Raw genomic sequence first — 15,479 nt, forward strand, 5'->3', positions numbered from 1 at the left:
GACCGGGCTCCCGTGAGACTCATTGCGCACCGAACAGGTCTTCGGCACCCCAAGGAGCCCCCCATGTCCCCAGTGCGTCCCCGGAATCCCCGTAAGACCGTGATCACCGCAATTCTCGGCCTCGGCCTCGCGGCCGGGCTGGTCGCCGCGCCCTCGGCAGCGGCCGGCGACGACGGAGTGGCGGCCCCCCTCCGCTCCTCCGCGCAGTACTCCGGTCAGGAAGACCAGGCGCAGAACCAGGCGTTCTTCGACGCCGTGCTGAAGTCGGTGGCGGGCAAGCGTGCCGCGACGGGCAACTCGGCGGCGGTGGTCACCGTCACCTACAGCGCCGCCAGCGCACCCACCTTCCGCACCCAGATCGCCCGTTCCGCGCAGATCTGGAACAGCTCGGTCACCAACGTGCGCCTCCAGGAAGGCAGCAACCCGGACTTCCGGTACTACGAGGGCAACGACTCGCGCGGTTCGTACGCGAGCACGAACGGCCACGGCAGCGGCTACATCTTCCTCGACTACCGGCAGAACCAGCAGTACAACTCGACCCGGGTCACCGCCCACGAGACCGGACACGTGCTCGGTCTGCCGGACCACTACTCGGGTCCGTGCAGTGAACTGATGTCCGGCGGCGGCCCCGGCCCGTCCTGCACCAACCCGAACCCGAACGCGACGGAACGCGCGCGGGTCAACCAGCTGTGGCGCAACGGCCTCGCGGCGCTTGGCGCTTCCGCGGCCTCCTGATCCGAATCCGAACGGGTGGCGCGCACCCGGATGTTCCGGGCTCCCCTACGCGTCGTCCCGTCACCTGATCCGGCACCCGGCCATCGCCCCCCGCGGTGGCCGGGTGCCGTTCCATGGCTGGGCCGCGGGGCCATCGGGCGGGCCGTCGGGCGCGTCGAAGCCCGACGTCGGCTTCGTCCTCAAGCGCCGGACGGGCTGGGGGGTTTGGGCGGCCGGGGTTGGTCGTGTGGAGCCGGTGGGTCGCGGGCCGATTGGTGGATTGTCCTCAAACGCCGGACGGGCTGAGGGGTTAGGACGGTTCCGGTCCGGGTCCCGGTCCTGGTCGTGCGGAACCGGTGCAGTCGCCGGGCCGGTCGGTGGGTTGTCCTCAAGCGCCGGACGGGCTGGGGGGTTTGGGCGGGCCGGTCGGTCGTGCGGGTCCGGTGGGTTTGTGAGGGTGGCGGGTGTGTTGTCCTCAAGCGCCGGGCGGGCTGCGGGGTTTGGGCGGGCTGGGGATTTGCTGGACCGGGGGCTTGGCACGAGTCGAGGGTGTGTCCGATGCTCACGGGCATCGCGGCTCGCGTAATTCGTGGGTCGCCGACCGGACTTCCGGGCCGCCAAGCCGAGACGCGCCGATGCGACACCGCCAGTACACCGCAGCGCCGTCATGCGCTGCCATGTCGCCCCTGTTCTCGCATGCTCTGCGCCCGTCGTTGGACTGCGGTCGTGGCTGATCTCGCATCCGTAGGCATCTGCTGCCGCGTCCCACCCGCCTCGCGCCGCCCCGCGCCCGCGCCACCCCGCCCCGCGCCCGCGTCCCACTCGCCTAACGGCCCGCCTGCCCCGCACCGCGCCTGCCCCGCACCGCGCCCGCCCCGCGCCGCGCCCGCCTGCCCGGCGCCCGTGTCCCACCCGCCTCGCCCCGCGCCTGCCTCGCGTCGAGCCTGCCCCGCGCCCCACCTGCCCCGCGCCCATGTCCCACCTGCCTCGCGCCGCACCTGCCTCGCGCCGCGCCTGCCTCGCCCCGCGCGGCCCCGCGTCCGTGTTCCACCCGCCTCGCGCCGCCCCGCGCCCGCGCCCGCCCCGCGCCCATGTCCCACCCGCCTCGCGCCGCGCCTGCCCCGCGTCCCACCCGCCCCGCGTTGCACCCGTCCCGCGCCGCCCCGCGTCCCACCCGCCCCGCGCCGTGCCGTCCCACCCGCCCCGCGTTGCACCCGTCCCGCGCCGCTCCGCGGCCGTCCTGGTCGAGTCGCCGTGTTGTGGCGGTGTGTTAGGTGTTGGGGGGTTTGTGGGGGTGGGTCTCGTGTGTTGCTTGGGCTTTGTGTGGTGGGTTTGTCCCGTGTGGGTTTGTGGCGGTGGGGCGGGAGGATGGGGGGATGGTTGGGGAATTGGTGCCGCTTGTGGTGGTGGATGCGGCGAATGTGGTCGGGTCGGTGCCCGATGGGTGGTGGAAGGATCGTCGGGGGGCCACCGAGCGGTTGCGGGACGGGTTGGTGGGGATGGCTTCGGGTGGGCTGCCGGGCGGGGCGAGTGTGCCGGAGTGGGCGCGGAGTGGGCCGTTGGACGTCGTGCTGGTGGTCGAGGGTGCGGCCGGCGGGGTTGCCGAGGTGCCCGGGGTGCGGGTCGTACGCGCCTCGGGCAGTGGCGACGACCGGATGGTCGAGTTGGTCGCGGCCGAGCGTGCGAGTGCGTCCGCGCGTCGCTGCCTCGTGGTGACCGCCGACCGGGGCCTGCGTGACCGGGTGCGCGCGCTCGGCGCCGAGGTGACCGGTCCGCGGGCGGTGCGGCCGGGCTGATTCGGGTCCACCCCCGGATGGCGGATATCGTGAGGTACGGCGGCCCGCCCACGCGGGGCCGACATCCCGAGGTCCCGTCCGCGCCGCCGGCCGTACTCGACACCCTGCCCCGTGGGCAATCGCCGGAGGAAGCATGACCACCAACCGAGTCCGCAAGGGCGTGATCCGAGGCCGGATGGCCGCCTCCGGCGAGTCGTACGTCGTCGCCGCCCGCCGGATGACCGTCCCGCGCGGGTCCAAGGCCCCGGACACCCGGACCGCCGCAGCGTTGGCCACCCGCTACTGGGAGCCCGCCGAGAGCTTCGACCTGCCCTGCCCGTGCGGCGGCACCTGCGCTCCCGGCGAGCGCTGCACCCGTTGCCACGCGACCTACCGGCACGCCGCCCGAATCCCCGGCAGCGACACCGACGTCGAGGTCTGGCAGGACCGGTACGACTGCACCGGATGCGCGAACAGCTATTCCTTCATCGTGACCCTCCCGGATCGCCCCTGGGGCACCGTACAGACCGTCCCGCGACGCGGCGGCCAGGAACCGGTGGTCCGGATCAAGCCGTTCGAGGGCATCGACCACCCGAACCTCCGGGCCTGAGTTCGCGGCCCCGCCGGGGATCGACGGGCCGGTTGCGCACGCCGGCGGCCGGGTGCTGCCCGAGCGGAACGGCTGGCGAAGGAGTAGACGCGAGGAGACACGCGGTACGTTCGCGCCCGCGCCGGGGGCTGCGCCGCTGCGCCGGATGATCCTGGCGCAGAGCGCGCCGGAGAGCCGGACAGCCGGGGAGCCGGACAGCCGGGGAGCCGGACAGCCGGACAGCCGGGGAGCCGGGGAGCCGGACAGCCGGATGATGTTGCCGCCCCACGGGGTCGAGTTGCTGCTGACGGCCTGTGCTGCCCAGGTCTCGGCCCCGGCCGCGGTGCTCTGGTGGGTCCGTCCGGGACGTCGACGCACGGATTGTGGAGTTCACTGCCCGGGGGACAGGGGCTCCTTGCCCTTCACGGGTATCAGCCGGAAGCGCTGGTCGGCGGTGCCCGAGCAGGCGGCCTGGACCGCCTCGGCCTTGACCGTGGTCTCGTGGGGGCCGCCGAGGATGCCGATGCACAGACCGCTGTGGACCGGGCGGAGCCGGAAGACGCCCGGGTCGACCGGTTCGATCAGGAAACGCTCGTGGGCGGAGCCGGCGCAATCCTCGGGCCCGAGCAGCGCGCCGGGCACCATGATCGCGTCGTCCACCCGCAGGCAGCCGACACCGTCCACCGGGTTGCGCCACTTGATCAGGTAGACGTCCGGCGCCACGGCGACCAGGTAGGTGTCCGGGACCACGCCGTCGCACGGGCGCTGGACGACGATCGGGCGGTCGGTGCGGCCGTTGCGTTCCCTGCCCTCGCCCAGGCACAACGACCCGTCGGCGATGTGGGTGGGCTTGATCAGGTAGAAGCCGTCGCTGAGCCGGTTGGGGAAGACGGCATTTTCGTCCCCGTCCCCGTCGTCGGTGGCGTATCGGACGGCGCCGATCACGCCGATGGCGATCAGGAGGCCGGCCACGCCGATGGCGATCGGAATCAGCCGCCGGCGGCGGCGCCGGAACGGCAGGGGTGTCGCGGCGTCCGGTACCTCGGTGGGTGCGGGCGTCGCGGGCTGTTCGCTCACCCGGCCCGCCGCGAGGTCCTCGCGGACGGTCAGCCAGCGGGCGGCGGCGTCCGCGTCGAGGCCGCAGGCGAACACCAAAGCCTCGACCAGATCGGCCCGGGGGAGGGTGCCGCGACCGAGTGCGGCGGCGACCGTGCTGGCGGGCAGCACGTGCCCGGACGCCTCGGCCTTGGCTGCCAGTTGACGGTATGTCAGCGCCGACCACTCGCGTAACTCACGTAACGCGGCCACGTACTCCGCGGCGGTGGTTGCGCCGTCCGGCCGGGGAGCGTCGTCACGCCGTGTCACAGAGACCCCGTTCGTTCACGTGAAAGAGTACGCGCGGTAGCGAATGCGGCACCCATAGTGCCGGCAGTTCGCCGAGTCGGGGAGTCCCAGAAAAGGAGCAAACCGGACGGAAGTTCAGTCGTCTGCCGGCATGTTCGCACTCGGCCGGAGTGAACCCGCGGGTCGGTGATTGGTCTGCACCGCCTGTCCCGAACGAATCGGGACAACGTGCCGGCCGACGCCGTGACCTGCCGGGACAGACGAGCGCTGTCCGGGACAGCCGAATCGGCCCGGCGGCGGTCGCGTCGAACCCGCACCGTGCGGGACGACCGACGGGTCGGGCCGCCGCGCGAACGCGGTGATCGGGGGTGGTGGGTCGACCCGTCGGGTGGACCGGTGCGGCGGCCGGGTCCGGCCGACTTCCCGGCCCCGGTGGGCCGGCACGCGCCGGGCGGCGGTGATGCGGTACGAAATCACCTGTGAACGACGATGCCCCGACCCCGCCCCGGACCGTACGACTGTTCGTGGCGCTGGCCCCGCCGGACGACGCCAAGGACGAATTGGCCCGGGCGCTGCGGCCGGTCCACGCCGCGCATCCCCGGCTGCGCTGGAACCGGATCGAGGACTGGCACATCACGCTGGCCTTCCTCGGCGAGGTGCCGGTCGACGTGGTCGAAACGCTGCGCGCACCACTGGCCGAGGTCGCCGCCGTGACCCGGCCGGTCGGCCTGGAACTGCGTGGCGCAGGGCAGTTCGACGAGCGGGTGTTGTGGAGTGGCGTGTACGGCGAACGGGACGCGCTGCACACCCTGGCCGACGCGGTTCGCGGCGTGATCCGGGCGGGCGGCGTCGCGTTGGCGGACCGACCCCTGCGGGCACACCTGACTCTGGCGCGGGCCCGCCGGGACAACCCCGACGGCATCGCGGCCGCCGCCCGCGAACTGGCCGGTTTCGTCGGCCGCCGCTGGTCGGCCCGGCGACTGCACCTGGTCGGCAGCAACTTCGGCCGCGGCCCCGGCCCGATCCACTACCGCGACGTCGACTCCTGGCCGCTGACCGGCCGTTGACGGGCTGCCGGCGCGCGGGTGGTCGGCTCGGCTCGGCATGGCGCGGGGATGGGGATGGGGATGGGGATGGCGATCCGAGCAACTCCCTTGCCGTCCTGGCCCGCACGGCTGGTCGTGGCCGCCACTCGATAGGGCGGCTTGGGCGCGCTGAGGTGCGCCGCCGAGTACTACGGCCGCTGAGCCTCGCTCGGCGCCCACGCCGGCCCGGCCGGCCTGCGCCGCAACGGCGGTACCGTCGGCCACCGGGCACGGCACGAGGAACCGTCGGCCAGGGTCCGGCCGAACTCGCCGCCGGAGTCGTGCCTTCCGCCGACCGGGGGCACGCACTGCGCCTTCCCGCACTGCGCCTTCCGCCCACCGGCGGCGGCGCGGCGCGCCCCGGTCGGGCCGGGCCGCGTGGCGCCGCGTCGTACCCGGCGGGCCGGCGGGCGCACTCCGCGTGGTCGACGAAATTTCGGCGACCCTGTCGATCGGGCCCCCTCCCGTTCGTCGTCATGGTGAGGGAGCGGGAGAGCCGCCCCCGTGAACCGGTTCGAGCGGGCATCTTCGCCCCGTCCGAGCCCCGTCCGAGCCCCGTCCGAGCCCCGTCCGAGGAGGACACCATGACCACGAGCCTTTCCGTCGCGACCGGCACCCTCGAGGTTCCCGGTGCACGTCTGTACTACGAGGTGCGTGGCACCGGCCCGCTGATCGCCCTCGTCGGGGCTCCGATGGATGCCGCCGCGTTTGCGCCGGTGGCCGACCTGCTCGCCGACCACACCGTGGCCACCATGGACCCCAGGGGCATCAACCGGAGCCCGGTCGACGACCCCGACCAGGATTCGACTCCGGAACTGCGCGCCGACGACCTGTCCCGGCTCATCGCCCACCTGAACCTCGGGCCGGCCGCCGTTCTGGGCTCCAGCGGTGGGGCCGTCACCGCTCTGGCCCTCGCGCAGACCCGACCCGACCTGGTGCACACCGTCGTCGCCCACGAGCCGCCCCTGGTCGAACTCCTCGACGATCGCGAGCGCCTCCACGCCGGAACCGACGACATCATCGCCACCCGCCTCGCCGGCGACGTCACCGGCGCGTGGGCGAAATTCATGGCGCAGGCCAACATCGTGCTGCCCGACGGCGCGATCGACGGCATGTTCGGGGGCGAACGCGCGGCGAACGAGATCGCGGACGAACTCCGTTGGTTCGGGCACGAGTTGCGTCCCACCACGCATTGGCGGCCGGACCTGACCACACTGCGGTCGGTGCCCACACGCATCATCGTCGGCATCGGTGACGCCTCCGCGGGACAACTCTGCGACCGCACTTCCCGAGCCCTCGCCGGCATGCTCGGCGGCGAACCGGTCCTCTTCCCCGGCGACCACACGGGCTTCGTCGACGACCCCACAGGGTTCACCGCCCGCCTGCGCGAGGTGTTGTAACCCACCGGCCCACGTCTCGTCCCGGCACGACCTTGACGGCCTGTTCTCGATCCCGCGCCGGGTTCCTCGGCGCCCGGGACCGTGCATCGGGGTGCCGGGGGAGACGCGGGCGGCGAGTGCCGTAGGCGCCGTGAGCGCGGCGAGGGCGGCGAGGGCAGCGAGTGCAGCGAGTGCAGCGAGTGCGGCGAGTGCGGCGAGTGCGGTGAATCCCACGTCTCCTACGACCGCACGGCCCGATCGGCTCCGGATCGATCCATGCGTCCTGTCCGGATTCCGACCACGTCGTAATACGCCGAAAGCATGAAACATAACGGGCGTTATGCGACCGACGGGCCGTTCTCGGTAGAGTGCCGGTGACAGCAGCCGTCACCATGGCCGGTGGCGGAGGCTAATCCTGCACTCCACCGGGCGACGAAAACGACCGCATCGAATTTCTCGGGTACATGCCGCGCGCCGACGCATCCTTTTGGGCGATCACCAGGGCGGGGCTCACATCGGATAATCTCCGACGAGTAGGGGATGCGGCGCCGGAAGCGGCTCGGTACGGGGAGGAGCTCCGGGCCGCGAGAGGAGTTCGGCCTCTCGTATCGGGGACTGGAACCGCCTTGGAGCACGCCCTGGTCGCCATCTCGGCGGGTATCCGGTCGAAGAGGAAGTCTTCCACCTCTTCCACCTCTTCCACCTCTTCCACCTCTTCCACCTCTTCCATTCCTCCCACTTCTTCCATTGCCGACGCGCTCATTGGCGACGGCTTGGTGGCACGCGTGCGCCGGAACTGGCGCAGGCGACAAAGAGGGCGAATATCACCCGCGGCATCAGGCGGAGGCATGTGCCCGCCGGCGGTGGCATGCCATCTCGACGACCCGGTTTCCGGCCTGCCCGTCCGTGCCGAAGAACGCGAAGTGGGCGGTCGGGTTGCTGCGGCGGCGGCGACCCGACCGGTCACCGTCCCGAGTGAACCGGGCACTGCCACCACCCGGGGTCCCGGACGATCGCTTGCACATCGATAGCGGCAGGAGAAATCCGGCACCGCCCCGAAAGAATTCGCCGGCCGGGCGAACGTGCGCCACCCCGCACACCCCGTGGAACGCCGTCTCCGAAGAGCGAAGCCTCGTCTGGCCGTACTCATGAAGACGCGCGCGGGGCCGACGAAGGCAGGGACGCCGGAAATCATCAGCCATACGGCCCACATCCGTTTCGAGGGTGTGCATCGTTTCCCCGAGCGTGACCCTCCACGCATCTTCCGTTTTCACTTTCCCCGCCACCATCACCAGACGTTCGTTTCCACTGGGAGACTGGGTTCTCATCCCCCGCGCGACCACCTTCCTCAACCGGTCGCCACACGCCCATCTCGTGCGGTCGGGGGAATGCGTCCGCCTTCGTCACTGCTCCGCCGAGGTGGAGCAGTTTGCCCTGACGTTGGCTTTGCTCGGTGCCGCGTTCTCGCGCCGCCTCGACGACATTTTGAGCAACCGATAGCCGCGCCGCCCCGAAATTCTCGGCGCCCGTTCAGAGCGCTCATCGCACATCGCACATCGCAACGAGTGAGGCACATGTACGACGGCTTCGGACCCGACCTCTCCCGCTCGTCCGCCAACCCGGTTCCGCACGGCAAGGTTTCCCGGCCTCTCGACCCCGAGGAATGGCCCACGGTCGAAACGGGCGCATCACTCGACGCTCATTCCGCGTCGGACCCGGCGGAGGAGTGGCGCTTCGAGGCCGAACTCGCCCGGCTCCTGGAACAACCCGTCCCGCATGCCCCCTCAGCCACCACCGAGGGGCTTCCCGCTCGCGGGATCGGACCTCCCGCCGGCCACCGCCGCCGCACCCCGACAACCCCCGAATCGTCCCGGCCACCGGCCACCGGCGCAGCGATACTGGATCGGCTCAGCCACACCATGGTCGCGGCCACCATCGTCCTGGTCGCCACGATCAGCCTGCTCGGCGCGGCCGTCACCCTGGAACCACTGCGTCACGCCGCCCCCACCGGACACGGCCCTGCCCGTTGGTGGCCCGTTCTCGTCCACGGCCCCTGGATCGTGGCCTGTCTGTCGATCCTGCGCTCCAGCCTCCACCACCACAGAGCAGTGCACTCCTGGATCGTGGCCATCACCTTCGCCGGGCTGTCCATGGCGCTCGCCGTCACCGACGCGCCCAAGAACCTTCACGGCATCGTCGCGGCCGGCCTCCCGGCCGTCGCCATGACCGCATGCCTGCACCAACTCGTCCGCCAGATCACCCTCACCCGACCACCTCGACGAACCAACCGGAGTCCCCGCCACCACCCCCGCCTGTGACCGATCGGCTCGGGCTCGTCGCCGGCCGGCACCCACGCCGGGTACCTGCGACGGGACGCACGGAAGCCGGGACCTTCCGCCCTGCGCGACTCCGGCGCCGCCCACGGACGGGTCGGCCCACACAGGCGAGGATGTCCCGGCTCGGCTCTGTCTCTTTGGTCAGCGTCGGGCCCAGATGAGGATGCCCGCGAGGTGCAGGGCTGCCTGGTAGGCGATCGTGAGCTTGTCGGTTCGGGTGGCCAGGCCACGCCACTGCTTGAGGTGGTTGATGCACCGCTCGACCGTGTTCCGTTGCTTGTGTGCCTGGCGGTCGAAGCCTGGCGGGCGGCCTCCGAGTCGGCCTCGCCTCAGGCGGTGGCCAACCTGGTCGGACGGCTGCGGAATGACAGCGCGGATGCCCCGACGCCGCAGGTGGGCACGGATGGCGCGTGAGGAATACGCACGGTCGGCCAGGACGGCGAGGTGCCGGGTTCGGGGCCTGCCCGGGCCGCTGCGGGGCACGCGGATGCCGGACATCACCGTCTCGAAGGCGGGTGCGTCACCGGCCTGGCCTGCGGTGAGGGTGAAGGCCAGAACCGGCCAGGTGGACACGTGTCAGGACTGCCCATCCCAAACCGGAAGTTCGGCGGCGGTGACAACGCTGCGGACGCCCAGGTCCGCCCGCCGGGCCGGGGCTGTCTGGTCAACGATGACGGAGCAGCCGGCCCACTGCCCGCCACATTCGTCGACCATCGACCGCACAGCCGACGCCTGGCTACCCGTCTCGATCCAGTCATCGACCAGCAGCACCCGGTCTTCGGGGTCCACCGCCATCCGTTGCAGACGCAGCTCCTGGCGAGTACCCCGGTAGTCGGGGTCGCTGCACCCGGTGACCTTCTTCCCGGGGAAGATCCCCTCGCCCTTGCGAACCGCGACGAAGCCGACGCCGAGCTCGACGGCCACGGCCGCGCCCAGGAGGAAACCGCGCGACTCAATGCCGCAGACGGCCGTGACACCGTCCTCCCGGAACGGCTCGGCCAGTCCGCGGACCACCGCGGCAAGAGCCTCGGGGTCGCGGAAGACCTGCCAGACGTCAGCGTGGCCGCCGATCCAGCGGAAGCGTTCAAGGACCAGACCGCGAGCGTGAGAGATCATGATCGCGAGTCTGCGGACGAACCGGCAGACCGGGCAACCGGATTCTCCGCTCGGGGAACAGGCGGCACTCCACCTTCGCCGTGATCCTCATCTGGGTCCGACGCTGACCAAGGAGACAGGCCCTGGGCGGCGCGGGCGGGCCGGGCCGCACGGATGGGGATGTCCCGGCTCGGCGACGTGACGCCGACGACGTGGCCCCGGTGGCGTGGCCCCTGGCCCGGCGAGCCTGCCGAACCCGAGGCCCCCGCAACGCCGAACCGCCCCGGCCGACAACACACTCGGCCGGGGCGGTTCGAAGGGGTCAGCTCAGCGAGGCCAGGGCTTCGTTGAAGGTGGCCGACGGGCGCATCACGGCCGACGCCTTGGCCGGGTCGGGACGGTAGTAGCCGCCGATGTCGGCGGGCGAGCCCTGTACCGCGATCAGTTCGGCGACGATCGTCTCCTCCTGCTCGGACAACGTCCGGGCCAGACCCGCGAACGCCTCGGCGAGCGCGGCGTCCTTGGTCTGCGCGGCCAACTCCTGGGCCCAGTACAGCGCCAGGTAGAAGTGGCTGCCCCGGTTGTCGATGCCACCGAGCCGACGGCTGGGCGACTTGTCGTTGTCCAGGAAGGTGCCGGTGGCGCGGTCGAGCGTGTCGGCCAGCACCTGGGCGCGGGCGTTGCCCACGGACTGCGCGAGGTGCTCGAAGCTGACCGCGAGGGCGAGGAACTCGCCCAGGCTGTCCCAGCGCAGGTAGTTCTCCTTGACCAGCTGCTGCACGTGCTTGGGCGCCGAGCCGCCGGCGCCGGTCTCGAACAGGCCGCCGCCGTCCATCAGCGGGACGACCGAGAGCATCTTCGCGCTCGTGCCCAGCTCCAGGATCGGGAACAGGTCGGTGAGGTAGTCGCGCAGCACGTTGCCGGTGACCGAGATGGTGTCCTCGCCGCGACGGATGCGCTCGAGCGAGAACGCGGTCGCCTCGACCGGCGACATGATCTCGATCGTCAGGCCCTCGGTGTCGTGCTCGGGCAGGTACTCCTTGACCTTCGCGATCAGGTTCGCGTCGTGCGCGCGGCCCTCGTCCAGCCAGAACACCGCCGGGCTGCCGGTCGCGCGGGCGCGCGAGACGGCCAGCTTGACCCAGTCCCTGATCGGCAGGTCCTTGGTCTGGCACATCCGGAAGATGTCACCCGCGCCGACGACCTGCTCCAGGACCACGGTGCCCGCGCCGTCGACGACCCGCACGGTGCCGGTGGTCGCGATCTCGAAGGTCTTGTCGTGGCTGCCGTACTCCTCGGCCTTCTGCGCCATCAGACCGACGTTGGGCACCGAGCCCATCGTGGCCGGGTCGTACGCGCCGTTGGCCCGGCAGTCGTCGATGACGACCTGGTAGACGCCGGCGTAGCTGCTGTCCGGCAGCACGGCCAGGGTGTCGGCCTCGTTGCCGTCCGGGCCCCACATGTGGCCGGAGGTACGGATCATGGCCGGCATCGAGGCGTCCACGATGACGTCGCTGGGCACGTGCAGGTTGGTGATGCCCCGGTCCGAGTCGACCATCGCCAGGGCCGGCCCGGCGGCCAGCTCGGCGTCGAAGGACTCCTTGATCTTGGCGCCCTCGGGCAGCGACTCCAGGCCCTTGAGGATCCCGCCGAGACCGTCGTTGGGGCTCAGGCCGGCCGCCGCGAGCGCCTCGCCGTGCTCGGCGAACGTCTGCGGGAAGAAGGCGCGGACCGCGTGCCCGAAGATGATCGGGTCGGAGACCTTCATCATGGTGGCCTTCAGGTGCACCGACAGCAGCACGCCCTCGGCCTTGGCCCGGGCCACCTGCGCGGCGAGGAACTCGCGCAGCGGCGCCGCGCGCATCACCGAGGCGTCCACGACCTCGCCCGCGAGCACGGGTACCGACTCGCGCAGCACGGTGGTGCTGCCGTCGTCGCCCACCAGCTCGATGCGCAGCGAACCCGGCTCGGCGATCACCGCGGACTTCTCGGTCGAGCGGAAGTCGTCGGCGGTCATGTGCGCGACGTTGGTCTTCGAGTCCGCGGTCCAGGCACCCATGCGGTGCGGGTGCGCCCGGACGTAGTTCTTGACCGACGCGGGGGCGCGGCGGTCCGAGTTGCCCTCGCGCAGGACCGGGTTGACCGCGCTGCCCAGCGTCTTGCCGTAGCGGGCCCGGACGTCCTTGTCCTCGTCGGTCTTGGGGTCGTCCGGGTAGTCCGGCAGGGCGTAGCCCTGCTCCTGGAGCTCGGCGATGGCCGCCTTGAGCTGCGGGATCGAGGCCGAGATGTTCGGCAGCTTGATGATGTTGGCCTCGGGCGTCTTGGCCAGCTCGCCGAGCTCGGCGAGCGCGTCATCGATGCGCTGGTCCGCCTTCAGGTGCTCCGGGAAGTGCGCGATGATCCGCCCGGCCAGGGAGATGTCACGGGTCTCCACCTTGACCCCGGCCGTCGCCGCGTACGCCTGGACCACGGGCAGGAACGAATACGTTGCCAGGGCCGGGGCCTCGTCGGTGTGCGTATAGATGATGGTCGGGTCAGTCACAGGATGCTCCGCTCCATGTCCGCAACATTGCTCGACATCAAGATATCTTGCGGCGGATCCCTGCGCGTCGCGGCCCCGGGCCGGGCACTCGGCGAGCCGACCCGTCCCGGGGCCGCCGTGCCACGCCGTTCGCGTACGGACGGCGTGGCACGGCGGCGGTGCCGCGCCGGGCCGATCCGGACCGGAGTCGGGCGGCGTGGCGAGGCGCCGTGCCACCGGGTCTCGGGCTGTGGCGGGCCTCGGCCGCCGGTGGTGATCAGGTCGGGCGTTCGGCGGACGGGCGGGCCGGCCGGATCACCAGGACGGACACGGCGAGGGCGCAGAGTGCGAAGACCGCTGCGCCGACGGTCGCGCCGGCGATGCCTTCGGTGAGTGCGTGGCGGGCGCTCTGCTCGGGATTCGCGCCGGTCGGCGGGTGCTTCGCGGCGTCCCTGCTCGCGGCGTTGGAGACGGCGGCCAGGATGGCCAGGCCCAGGCTCGCACCGACCTGCTGGAGGGCCTGGAGCAGCCCGGAGGCGGCGCCCGCGTCCGCGGCCGGGACCTCGGACAGGATGATCAGGTTCAGCGGCATGAAGCTCAGTCCCGAGCCGATGCCGAACAGGATCATCGGCCCGAGCACCGCGCCGGCGTAGCCGGCGGTGTCGTCGATGCGGGTCAGCCACAGGATGCCGGCGGCGACCAGGACTCCGCCCAGGACCAGGATCGGCTTGGCGCCGAATCGGGGCAGCAGCACGGGTGTTGCCCGGGCGCAGGCGAATTGGCACAGGGCCATCGGCAGGAACGCGCAACCGGCCTCGAACGGGCTGAGGTTCAGCACGTTCTGGAGGAACTGGGTGAGGAAGAAGAACATCGCGAACATGGTGGCGGGCAGCAGCAGCATGTTCAGGTAGGCGCCGGCCCGGTTGCGGTGCGCGAGCAGGCGCAGCGGGGTGATCGGCTGGACCGCCCTCGTCTCGATCGCGACGAACGCGCCGAGCAGCGCACCGGCCGAGGCCAGCGCGCCGAGGGTGATGCCGTCGCCCCAGCCGTGTGCGGCGGCGCGGATGCACCCGTAGACCAGCAGGACCATGCCCGCGGTCGAGGTCAGCGCACCCGGGACGTCGAACCGGCCGGGGTGGCGCTCGGGTTGGCGGATGTGCCGCGGGGCCAGGACGAGGATGGCGATGCCGATCGGCACGTTGACGAACAACACCGCGCGCCAGGATGTGGTGTCGGTGAGCAGGCCCCCGCAGACCAGGCCGAAGGCCAGCCCCGCGCCGGAGACCGCCGAGTAGATGCCCAACGCCCTGGCCCGGGCCGGACCTTCGAAGTTGGTGTTGAGCAGTGCGAGGGTGCCGGGGGCGGCGAATGCGGCGCCCACCCCCTGGACGGCCCGGGCGGCGAGCAACATGCCTGCGGAGTCGGCGAATCCGCCGACCAGCGAGGCGACGGTGAACAGTGCGATGCCGGCGAGGAACACGCGCCGACGGCCGAGGATGTCCCCCGCCCGGCCGCCCAGCAGGAGCAGCCCGCCGAAGGCGAGCGTGTACGCGTTGACGATCCAGGTCAGGCCGGTGGGCGAGAAGCCCAGGGCGCGGCGCATGTCGGGCAGGGCGATGTTCACGATGGTGGCGTCCAGGACGACCATGAGTTGGCAGGCCAGGATGACGGCCAGCGCGAGCCCGGGGCGGGGTGTGCGCGGCTCGCCGGGTGGGGCGGGCGGGGCGGTGGAGGTACCTGATGCGGGTGAAGTGGACATGGTGCCCCCGTGGGAATAAGCGGAGAGTGTCTCGACTTAAAATACGGAGAGAGTCTCGACTTTTCAATCGGCGGGCAACTCGCGGACCGGGGAGGGTGGTTCGGGTTGGGCTGGGCAGGGTCGGTCCGGGCAGGGCAGGGGAGGGCCGCGGGCCGGCCGGGGCACGGGGCGGGGACCGGGGGCGCCGCTCGCGCGGCCCGGCCTACCCTGGGGCGCGGTGGCTGACGCGGATCATCGGGCAGCCGGACGACCAGGCAAATCGGGCAATCGGGCAACCAGGAGATCGGCGATGACCACTGACCGGCCGCCGGCGCGGGCGATGCGCGCGGACGCGCGGCGCAACTACGAACGGCTGATCGTCGCAGCCGGGGAGGTCTTCTCCGAGAACGGCCCGGACGCGCCGCTGGACGACATCGTGCGCCGGGCCGGGGTCAGCCCCGGCACGCTCTACCGCAACTTCCCGACCCGGCACGCCCTGCTGGAGGCGGTGTTCCAGGACGGCGTGGAGGGGCTGTGCGGCGAGGCGCAGGAACTGCTCGGCGCGCCGGTGCCGGAGGAGGCGTTGGCTCGCTGGCTGCGTTCGGTGATCGCCTACGCGACCACCTATCGAGGGCTGGCCGCGTCACTGATGGCCACGATGGTGCATCAGGAGGACGGGACGTCCTCGTGTCACACCCGGATGCGTTCGGCCGGCGCGGCGCTGCTCCGGCGCGCCCAGCAGGCCGGTTCGGTGCGCTCGGACACCGACATCGGCGACCTGCTCAAGCTCGCCAACGGCATCGCGTGGGCGGTCGAACAGGCGCCGGGCGACGCGGGCCAGACCGACCGGCTGCTCGAGGTGATGATGAGGGGCCTGCGCACGGGTTCGACGGCGAGCTGAAC

11 protein-coding genes and 1 pseudogene are annotated in these 15,479 nt (G+C 71.9%); 7 read left to right on the plus strand and 5 right to left on the minus strand.

Going from position 1 to position 15,479, the window contains the following annotated elements; all coding sequences use genetic code 11:
• Window positions 1-63: 63 nt before the first annotated feature.
• The 3 genes from snpA to ACIBM5_RS00160 all read left to right on the plus strand — a co-directional run bounded on the left by snpA (window position 64) and on the right by ACIBM5_RS00160 (window position 3,099).
• Complete coding sequence (gene snpA, locus ACIBM5_RS00150; RefSeq protein WP_396004601.1) at window positions 64-735, plus strand: snapalysin; 672 nt, start codon at window positions 64-66, stop codon at window positions 733-735.
• A 1,355-nt stretch (window positions 736-2,090) separates the two neighbouring features.
• Window positions 2,091-2,510, plus strand: a complete 420-nt coding sequence (locus tag ACIBM5_RS00155) for an NTP pyrophosphohydrolase (RefSeq protein WP_396004602.1) — start codon at window positions 2,091-2,093, stop codon at window positions 2,508-2,510.
• Window positions 2,511-2,643: 133 nt separating this feature from the next.
• Window positions 2,644-3,099 carry a hypothetical protein gene (locus ACIBM5_RS00160; protein ID WP_396004604.1) on the plus strand — a complete coding sequence of 152 codons (456 nt, stop codon included), beginning with the start codon at window positions 2,644-2,646 and terminating at the stop codon, window positions 3,097-3,099.
• A 369-nt stretch (window positions 3,100-3,468) separates the two neighbouring features.
• On the opposite strand, the gene ACIBM5_RS00165 is transcribed toward ACIBM5_RS00160, so the two are convergent.
• Window positions 3,469-4,443 (minus strand): hypothetical protein, encoded by a 975-nt coding sequence (locus ACIBM5_RS00165; protein WP_396004605.1) that lies wholly within the window; start codon window positions 4,441-4,443, stop codon window positions 3,469-3,471.
• A gap of 458 nt (window positions 4,444-4,901) precedes the next feature.
• Here ACIBM5_RS00165 and thpR point away from each other — a divergent pair, with 458 nt between their 5' ends.
• The 3 genes from thpR to ACIBM5_RS00180 all read left to right on the plus strand — a co-directional run bounded on the left by thpR (window position 4,902) and on the right by ACIBM5_RS00180 (window position 9,204).
• Window positions 4,902-5,489, plus strand: a complete 588-nt coding sequence (gene thpR / locus ACIBM5_RS00170; RefSeq protein WP_391581826.1) for an RNA 2',3'-cyclic phosphodiesterase — start codon at window positions 4,902-4,904, stop codon at window positions 5,487-5,489.
• 602 nt (window positions 5,490-6,091) lie between these two features.
• Window positions 6,092-6,907 carry an alpha/beta fold hydrolase gene (locus tag ACIBM5_RS00175; protein WP_396004606.1) on the plus strand — a complete coding sequence of 272 codons (816 nt, stop codon included), beginning with the start codon at window positions 6,092-6,094 and terminating at the stop codon, window positions 6,905-6,907.
• A 1,553-nt stretch (window positions 6,908-8,460) separates the two neighbouring features.
• Entirely contained in the window at window positions 8,461-9,204 is a 744-nt protein-coding gene (locus ACIBM5_RS00180) for a DUF2637 domain-containing protein (protein WP_396004607.1), read from the plus strand.
• Window positions 9,205-9,363: 159 nt separating this feature from the next.
• Here ACIBM5_RS00180 and ACIBM5_RS00185 read toward each other — a convergent pair.
• The 4 genes and pseudogenes from ACIBM5_RS00185 to ACIBM5_RS00200 all read right to left on the minus strand — a co-directional run.
• Window positions 9,364-9,777, minus strand: a pseudogene (locus ACIBM5_RS00185) (transposase); the annotation flags it as partial.
• Window positions 9,778-9,798: 21 nt separating this feature from the next.
• Entirely contained in the window at window positions 9,799-10,338 is a 540-nt protein-coding gene (locus ACIBM5_RS00190; protein ID WP_396004608.1) for a phosphoribosyltransferase family protein, read from the minus strand.
• A gap of 301 nt (window positions 10,339-10,639) precedes the next feature.
• Window positions 10,640-12,859, minus strand: a complete 2,220-nt coding sequence (locus ACIBM5_RS00195; protein ID WP_396004609.1) for an NADP-dependent isocitrate dehydrogenase — start codon at window positions 12,857-12,859, stop codon at window positions 10,640-10,642.
• 256 nt (window positions 12,860-13,115) lie between these two features.
• A complete protein-coding gene (locus ACIBM5_RS00200) occupies window positions 13,116-14,597 on the minus strand; it encodes an MFS transporter (RefSeq protein ID WP_396004610.1) in 1,482 nt (493 codons plus the stop codon).
• A gap of 289 nt (window positions 14,598-14,886) precedes the next feature.
• Here ACIBM5_RS00200 and ACIBM5_RS00205 point away from each other — a divergent pair, with 289 nt between their 5' ends.
• Complete coding sequence (locus tag ACIBM5_RS00205; protein ID WP_396004611.1) at window positions 14,887-15,477, plus strand: TetR/AcrR family transcriptional regulator; 591 nt, start codon at window positions 14,887-14,889, stop codon at window positions 15,475-15,477.
• Window positions 15,478-15,479: the final 2 nt, after the last annotated feature.

The sequence above is a fragment of the Embleya sp. NPDC050493 genome (genome assembly GCF_044458105.1).
Taxonomy (GTDB): Bacteria; Actinomycetota; Actinomycetes; order Streptomycetales; family Streptomycetaceae; genus Embleya.

Bases quoted from the DNA above. Each gene is read 5' to 3' on its own strand.
- snpA (WP_396004601.1), top strand. From the start codon at position 64: ATGTCCCCAGTGCGTCCCCGGAATCCCCGTAAGACCGTGATCACCGCA.
- ACIBM5_RS00155 (WP_396004602.1), top strand. From the start codon at position 2,091: ATGGTTGGGGAATTGGTGCCGCTTGTGGTGGTGGATGCGGCGAATGTG.
- ACIBM5_RS00160 (WP_396004604.1), top strand. From the start codon at position 2,644: ATGACCACCAACCGAGTCCGCAAGGGCGTGATCCGAGGCCGGATGGCC.
- ACIBM5_RS00175 (WP_396004606.1), top strand. From the start codon at position 6,092: ATGACCACGAGCCTTTCCGTCGCGACCGGCACCCTCGAGGTTCCCGGT.
- ACIBM5_RS00180 (WP_396004607.1), top strand. From the start codon at position 8,461: ATGTACGACGGCTTCGGACCCGACCTCTCCCGCTCGTCCGCCAACCCG.
- ACIBM5_RS00190 (WP_396004608.1), bottom strand. From the start codon at position 10,338: ATGATCTCTCACGCTCGCGGTCTGGTCCTTGAACGCTTCCGCTGGATC.
- ACIBM5_RS00200 (WP_396004610.1), bottom strand. From the start codon at position 14,597: ATGTCCACTTCACCCGCATCAGGTACCTCCACCGCCCCGCCCGCCCCA.
- ACIBM5_RS00205 (WP_396004611.1), top strand. From the start codon at position 14,887: ATGACCACTGACCGGCCGCCGGCGCGGGCGATGCGCGCGGACGCGCGG.